At 57.2% G+C, this 7216-nt stretch carries 8 protein-coding genes; 7 read left to right on the forward strand and 1 reads right to left on the reverse strand.

Annotated features, from left to right (window positions below; translation table 11 throughout):
- Together CW742_RS04440 and CW742_RS04445 are read left to right on the forward strand one after the other, a co-directional pair.
- Positions 1-313, forward strand: a 313-nt coding sequence (locus CW742_RS04440; RefSeq protein ID WP_292417036.1) for a HEAT repeat domain-containing protein, incomplete at its 5' end; no start/stop codon positions are given.
- Positions 314-371: 58 nt separating this feature from the next.
- Positions 372-692, forward strand: coding sequence for a hypothetical protein (locus CW742_RS04445; RefSeq protein ID WP_292417039.1), 321 nt, complete (start codon positions 372-374; stop codon positions 690-692).
- Positions 693-767: 75 nt separating this feature from the next.
- Here CW742_RS04445 and CW742_RS04450 read toward each other — a convergent pair whose 3' ends face one another.
- On the reverse strand, positions 768-2828 hold the full coding sequence (locus CW742_RS04450; RefSeq protein ID WP_292417042.1) for a sodium-translocating pyrophosphatase: 2061 nt from the start codon (positions 2826-2828) through the stop codon (positions 768-770).
- A gap of 517 nt (positions 2829-3345) precedes the next feature.
- On the opposite strand from CW742_RS04450, the gene CW742_RS04455 reads away from it, so the two are divergent.
- From CW742_RS04455 to CW742_RS04475, 5 genes are all read left to right on the forward strand, one after another.
- Complete coding sequence (locus CW742_RS04455) at positions 3346-5163, forward strand: proton-conducting transporter membrane subunit (protein WP_342764857.1); 1818 nt, start codon at positions 3346-3348, stop codon at positions 5161-5163.
- Positions 5160-6041, forward strand: a complete 882-nt coding sequence (locus CW742_RS04460) for a respiratory chain complex I subunit 1 family protein (protein WP_292417047.1) — start codon at positions 5160-5162, stop codon at positions 6039-6041. The genes CW742_RS04455 and CW742_RS04460 overlap by 4 nt, the downstream gene beginning before the upstream one ends.
- Positions 6038-6484 (forward strand): NADH-quinone oxidoreductase subunit B family protein, encoded by a 447-nt coding sequence (locus CW742_RS04465; RefSeq protein WP_292417049.1) that lies wholly within the window; start codon positions 6038-6040, stop codon positions 6482-6484. The genes CW742_RS04460 and CW742_RS04465 overlap by 4 nt, the downstream gene beginning before the upstream one ends.
- Entirely contained in the window at positions 6481-6849 is a 369-nt protein-coding gene (locus CW742_RS04470) for an NADH-quinone oxidoreductase subunit C (protein ID WP_292417051.1), read from the forward strand. Before CW742_RS04465 ends, CW742_RS04470 begins: the two co-directional genes overlap by 4 nt.
- Positions 6846-7216, forward strand: a 371-nt coding sequence (locus CW742_RS04475) for a nickel-dependent hydrogenase large subunit (RefSeq protein ID WP_292417053.1), incomplete at its 3' end; no start/stop codon positions are given. The genes CW742_RS04470 and CW742_RS04475, both read left to right, overlap by 4 nt.

Genomic DNA, 7216 nt, shown 5'->3' on the forward strand with positions numbered 1-7216 from the left:
CGAATTCCGGCAGCCTCTGGTTGAATACCTGATCCGCGGGCTCGATGACAACGACAAGTGGGTGCGGGTTATGGCAGCCGAGATGCTCGGGGCTCTTGGGGATCCTCACTCCGCCAGGTTCCTCCAGCCACTCCTGGCCGGGTGGGATAGCGATCTGCGGCTTGTTGCAGCACGGTCGCTTGCCAGGATCCGCTCACCGCAATCAGCGGTCATCCCGCCGGCACTCAGTTGCGATCACTGTATGATCCGCCTTGTTGCAGATGAGGCGCTGACAAGACTGAAACTCGAGCAGGGCAGTGAACACACTTTATGAGAAGAAAGGAGCGCCGGGACGATATCTGCCGGCGCGTTCCCGGAACAGAACCCGTAAGATGCAGAAAGAAGCAGCAGTCCCCGGATGGGGAGAAAACACGAGGAGGGAGATGAACATGTACGGCATTACCACGGTCCCGCTGGAAGCGCGGATCCTGTACCGGAAGGGATTGGACCTTTCGGATCAGCAGAAGGATGAAGCCGCGGTGAGATACCTGCGGCAGGCCATCATCATAGCGCCCCGGTTTTTTGGTGCGTACCAGGCACTGGGGATCTGCCTGTCCCGTCTTGGGAGAGAACAGGATGCAGCGGACTGCCGGTACCGGCTTGCCGCGATGGCGGCAGCTCCTGCCCCCGGCAGGGCACAGGCAGGCGCATAAAAGGCGATGAAGGATCCGTTATTTTCCACCTTCCCTGTCGAACGGGAGGGAAACTGCAAAGAAAAAAAGTATGGTTCAGATGAAGAGCGGCGCAAGCACGAGCGTCAGCGTTGCAAGGAGCTTGATGAGCACGTGGAGCGACGGGCCGGCAGTGTCCTTGAACGGGTCACCGATGGTGTCGCCGATGACGGCTGCCTTGTGGGCCTCGCTCCTCTTGCCGCCGTGGGCACCACTCTCGATGTACTTCTTGGCATTGTCCCAAGCACCACCTGAATTGTTCAGGATGAGTGCAAGGAGGATGCCGGTGATGGTGGCGACCATCAGGAAGCCGGCGAGGGCTTCGTACTTCATGAGGACACCAATGACGGCCGGGAAGGCGACCACGAGGACGCCTGGGAGAACCATACTCCTGAGAGCGCCGGCGGTAGTGATGTCGATGACTGCTGCATAGTCAGGCTTCTTGGTGCCTGCCATGATGGCCGGGTCCTTGAACTGGATACGGACTGCATCGATGACGTCCTGTGCGGTCTTGGAGACAGCGCGGATGGCAAGGCTTGCAAAGAGGAAGACAAGCATTGCACCGAGCAATGCGCCGACAAAGACGGGGACGCTTGCAAGGTTGACGACATCGAACGCCTTGCCGGTGAGCTTGGCGATATCGGCCATGTACGCGTTGAAGAGCAGGAAGACCGCGAGCGATGCGCTGCCGATGGCATATCCCTTGGTGAGCGCCTTCGTTGTGTTGCCGGCTGCGTCGAGCTTGTCCATGCGGTGGCGGACCTCGTCCGGAGCGCCGCTCATCTCGACAATACCGCCGGCATTGTCGGCGATGGGGCCGAAGGTGTCCATGGTCAGGACATAGGCGCAGACCATCAGCATACCGATGGTTGCAACTGCGGTGCCGTACAGGCCGCCGCCTTCAATGCCAGTCATGCTGCCCAGCCAGTAGGAGAGCAGGAGTGAGATGCCAATGAGGATGGCCGGGACGGCGGTGGTCTCAAGACCGACCGAGAAACCGCTGATGATGTTGGTTGCCGGTCCGGTCTCGGATGCCTTGGAGATCTCCTGCACCGGCCGGTAGTGGTGGTCAGTGTAGAAGAGCGTGATCCGGAGGAACGCTACGGAAAGGGCGATACCCACGAGACCGGCTACGAAGAAGTAGATCCAGTTCGGGGTTGCACCAAGGAGCCACTGGACACCGAAGTAGAGGAAGATGGCCGAGATGACTGCGGTGATGTAGTACCCCATGTTCATGGCATCCATCGGGTCTGCGCCGTCCTTTCCGCGGACGCAGAGGATACCGATCATGCTCGCAAGGAGACCGAGCGCACACATGATCAGGGGGAAGAGGATACCGTTGACGCCGAAGATCGGGAAGAGCGCGACACCGAGGATCATGGCACCGATGTTCTCGGCAGCCGTTGACTCGAAGAGGTCTGCGCCACGGCCGGCACAGTCGCCAACGTTGTCGCCGACAAGATCGGCAACCACGGCGGGGTTCCGGACATCGTCTTCAGGGATACCGGCCTCGACCTTGCCGACAAGGTCTGCACCCACATCGGCAGCTTTCGTGTAGATACCGCCACCGAGCTGGGCGAAGAGCGCAACGAACGAGGCACCGAAGCCAAAGCCGATGATCACGAATGGGGTGTGCAGCGGGTCTGCACCGAGCAGGATGTAGGTGATCGAGACACCGAGGAGGGACATCGAGGTGATGATCAGGCCCGAGATCGCCCCGCCACGGAACGAGAAGTCGAGCGCCTTCCCATCGCTGGTCTGGGCTGCTGCCGCAGTCCGGATGTTGGTCCTGACGGCAATCCACATTGCGACAACGCCGGCGATGGCACTGCAGGCTGCACCGAAGAGGACTGCAACCGCGGTGGCAAAGGCAAGGTCCTGCTGCCCGGTGAGATAATAAACAGCAAAGATCACAATGGCCAGCACGATGGCAAGCACGGCGATAGTCGAGTACTGTCGTTTGATGAATGCTTCCGCACCCACCCGGATCGCATCGGCGACCTCGCGCATCTTGGGCGTACCCTGGTCCTGCGAGAGGAGGTTACGCGTCAGGACCGCTGCAAGGCCCAGTGCGATCACACAGATCGCAATCACGATAAGTAATGCAAAGTCGATCATTCCATGACCTCCCTGCTGCGTCAGACCAACACCCTCTGGATGGCAACCCCGGATAACCCGCAGGTTCCATACAGACGGGATTCTTGTACTGACACATCAGGTATGATTAATTGGCATCAGCAGAGACCTGCTCAAATGACCCAAAGGAGGGCATTCTATGCTTCAGGGGGATGCCCTGCACACGTACATAACCCATCCTATGAGATTATTAGTGCATTTTTGTAGCATTAAATTTTTATCTTATTTTCCTGCCTCGCACCAATCTGGAATAGCGAAAGAACTGGAAGAATTTTCCCGTTTTACCGCATATTCTTGCGATTTCGTATTCCTGAGCCCTAACCCTGGCCTCGCTCTTTCGTACGCAATTCAATATGATTAATAATGAAAAATTCCCATATTCCCGGAGGGAGGGTATCTGGTGCAAGTCTCTCAGTTGTTACTATTTCTGGTTCTTTTTCCCCTGATTGCTGCATTTTTTTTGCTTTTTGCAAGAAAAAGTCTTGAACGCAATAGGATTGTGAAACTGGCCGCACTGGCAATCGGTGCGATCTCGCTCTGGCTCCTTGTTGCAGGATTCGACAAGGGAATGATGATGTTTGGTGTTTCGGGCAAGGTGCTGGATCTTACCATGCTCGCCATTGAGCTGGTGATCGCAGTCTACCTGCTCTGGCTCGGCCTGAAACACAAGAAATATTCCGTGGTGATCCTGGTTGTGATCCAGGCCGCCCTGCTCCTCTGGTTTGAGCTGGTCTTTGGCCATACTCTCGTCGAGCTGCCCAACAACCTCTTCGTTGACCAGTTCTCGATCATCATGGCCCTGATCATCGGAATCATCGGCAGCCTCATCTGTGTCTATGCCCTGGGCTACATGGAGACCTTCCATGAGCACCATAAGGAAATCGCGGACCGGCGGGGAATGTTCTTCTTCGTCATCTTCGTCTTCCTCTCGGCGATGTTTGGCCTCGTCTTCTCCAACAACCTGCTCTGGGTCCTTTTCTTCTGGGAGATCACGACGCTCTGTTCATTCCTTCTCATCGGGTACTCGCAGACAGCCGAGGCAACGAACAACGCGTTCCTCGCCCTTGCCATGAACATGCTGGGCGGCGTTGCCTTTGTCGTTGCCCTGATCTACCTTGCGACCCTGGACCCGTCCGGCCAGCTGCTGGAACTTTCCACCCTGCTTACCTCGGGATATGCTGTCGCCATCGTCCCTGCCGTGCTCATCTGTTTCGCCGGCCTGACAAAGGCAGCCCAGATGCCGTTCTCGTCATGGCTTGTGGGAGCAATGGTTGCCCCCACGCCGGTCTCGGCCCTGCTGCACTCCAGCACCATGGTGAAGGCCGGTGTCTATATTATTGTCAGGTTTGCGCCCGTCCTGACCGGCACGACCGAAGGGCTCATGATTGCCCTTGTCGGGGGCTTTACGTTCCTCCTGACTTCCTGTATGGCCATATCCGTGAGCAATGCCAAGAAGGTGCTTGCCTACTCGACCATAGCAAACCTCGGCCTTATCGTGGCCTGTGCCGGTGTCGGGACCTACAATCTCATGTGGGTGGCGATCCTGCTGATCATCTTCCATGCAATCGCAAAGTCGCTCCTGTTCCTCTGTGTCGGCACCGTGGAGCACCGGATCGGGAGCCGGGACATCGAGGACATGGGCGGTCTCATCGAGCGAATGCCCAAGATGGCCGTGATGATGTTCATCGGAATGGCCGGCATGTTCCTTGCACCGTTTGGTATGATCATCTCCAAGTGGGCGGCGATCGAGGCATTCATCCAGGCCCCCTTCGGCATCATCTTCATCATTATTCTTGCCTTCGGTGGGTCCGCCACCCTCTTCTTCTGGAGCAAGTGGATGGGGAAGATCATCTCCGTGATGCGCCATCAGGAGAATGTGGAGAAGACGGTCCCGCAGGATAAATGGACCGTGCTTTGGATTCTCACCGCCCTTGTCATTATCGTAGCCCTGATCTTCCCGCTGATCTCGTCCGTGCTCATCGAGCCATACATCATGGATATCTACGGGCACACGACCCGCCTTGCCGAGGCTAATATCATCATCATGCTCCTGATGCTCGGCCTCCTCATGATCATGCCGTTCTCGATGCTGTTCGAGAGTAAAACACCCCGTATAGCCCCGCCCTACATGGGCGGCAGGACAACCGAAGGTGGCATGAAGTTCCATGGATCCCTCGGGATGTCCCGCGATCTCGTGCTCTCCAACTATTACCTGCGCACCTACTTCGGTGAGGAGAAACTCTTCATGGTAGGTGTCCTTGCATGCTGGGGTATTATCCTCATCGCGCTGGTCATGGTCGTGGGGGTGGTGCTATGATCCCCGATCCTTGGGCCGCAGTCCTCAACGCGGTCATCTATCTCCTGCTGGCACCGGTTGTCGGCGGGCTCATCGCTGGTATCGACCGCAAGATCACGGCACGGATGCAGGGCCGGGTAGGGCCGCCGCTCCTCCAGCCTTTCTACGATGTGGGGAAGCTCTTCGAGAAGGAGAACCTCGTGGTGACAACGACTCAGAACTTCTATGTACTGAGCTACCTCGTCTTCATGGCCGTGTCGGGTGCCCTGTTCTTCTCGGGCGGGGACATGCTGCTCGTGATCTTTGCGTTCACGCTCTCGCATATCTTCCTCGTCCTTGGGGCATATGCTGCCTTCTCCCCGTACAGCCATGTCGGGGCGGAACGCGAGCTGATCCAGATCATCGCCTACGAGCCGATGATCATCATCACGGCAGCAGGCATGTACATGGTGACGAAGAGTTTCTACGTGAGCGACATCATGCAGTCCGCGGTACCGGTCGTCCTCTACCTTCCAGGCGTCTTTATCGGGTACCTGATTGTCCTGACCATCAAACTCCGGAAGTCCCCGTTCGACTTGTCGACCTCCCATCATGCGCACCAGGAGCTTGTCAAGGGTGTGACAACGGACTTCGCCGGTCCGAACCTCGCCAAGATCGAGATCGCCCACTGGTACGAGTACGTCTTCCTGCTCGGGGTCGTGTACCTGTTCTTCGGGTTCAACCCCCTGCTTGCCATAGCAGCGATCATCATCGCCTATTTCCTTGAGATCCTCATCGACAACACGACCTCGAGGGCCAAGTGGCAGCTGACAATGCGGAGCGCCTGGCTGGTTGCCGGTACCCTTGGTATCATCAACCTTGGCGTCCTGTACTACCTCAGGATGGTGGTTGTCCCATGAGTTACCTCAGCAAATCCCCCTGGATCATCCACTACGACGCATCGTCCTGCAATGGCTGCGACATCGAGGTACTTGCGGCACTTACTCCCGTTTACGATGTCGAGCGCTTTGGCATCATCAACACCGGGAACCCCAAGCACGCCGACATTTTCCTCGTGACCGGCAGTGTCAACGAACAGAACCGCGAGATCCTGAAGAATACGTATGACCAGATACCGGATCCCAAGGTTGTCGTCGCTGTTGGGATCTGCGCATCCACGGGCGGCATCTTCCGGGAGTGTTACAATGTCATGGGCGGGATTGACAAGGTCATTCCGGTCGATGTCTGGGTTCCGGGCTGTGCGGCCAGGCCCGAGGCAATCATCGACGGCGTGGTAAAAGCCCTTGGCATTCTCGAAGAGAAACGAAAAGCGAGGAAGAGACCGGCTGGTGATAGAGCATGAAGCAGGAACAGACAATACTTCCCATCGAGGTCGGCAGGCTCATCGGGAGCGTGGAACAGTTCAGGAACGAGGGCTACCGCCTTGCCCATATCGGCTGCACGAAGGTAGGCGACAATTCCTTTGAGATCAACTACTCGTTTGACAAGGATTATGTCCTCCAGAACCTGCGGATCACCGTGACGGCGGAAACAGAGGTCCCGAGCATCACCGGCATGTACTGGGGGGCGTTTGCGTACGAGAACGAGATGCACGATCTCTTCGGCATCCAGGTAAAAGGCATTAACATCGATTTCAAGGGCACGTTCATTAAAACAGCCATCAGGTACCCGTTCGGTGTCTCGGTTGCAAAGGAGGAGAAGAAATGACAAAGCAGATCATCGTCCCCTTCGGGCCCCAGCACCCGGTCCTGCCCGAACCGATCCACCTCGACCTTGTTCTTGAGGACGAGAAAGTGGTGGATGTCATCCCCTCCATCGGGTACATCCACCGCGGGTTCGAGAAGCTCGTGGAGAAGCGGGAGTTCACCGAGTACGTTTTCATCGCCGAGCGCACCTGCGGCATCTGCAGTTTCATCCATGGCTCAACGTACTGTCAGGGCATCGAGCAGATCATGGGGATCCAGGTCCCCGAACGGGCGGATTACCTCCGGACAATCTGGTCCGAATACTCCCGTCTGCACTCCCATCTCCTCTGGCTCGGCCTTTATGCCGACTCCTTTGGCTTTGAGAACCT

Source organism: Methanoregula sp. (genome assembly GCF_002835825.1).
Lineage (GTDB): Archaea > Halobacteriota > Methanomicrobia > Methanomicrobiales > Methanospirillaceae > Methanoregula.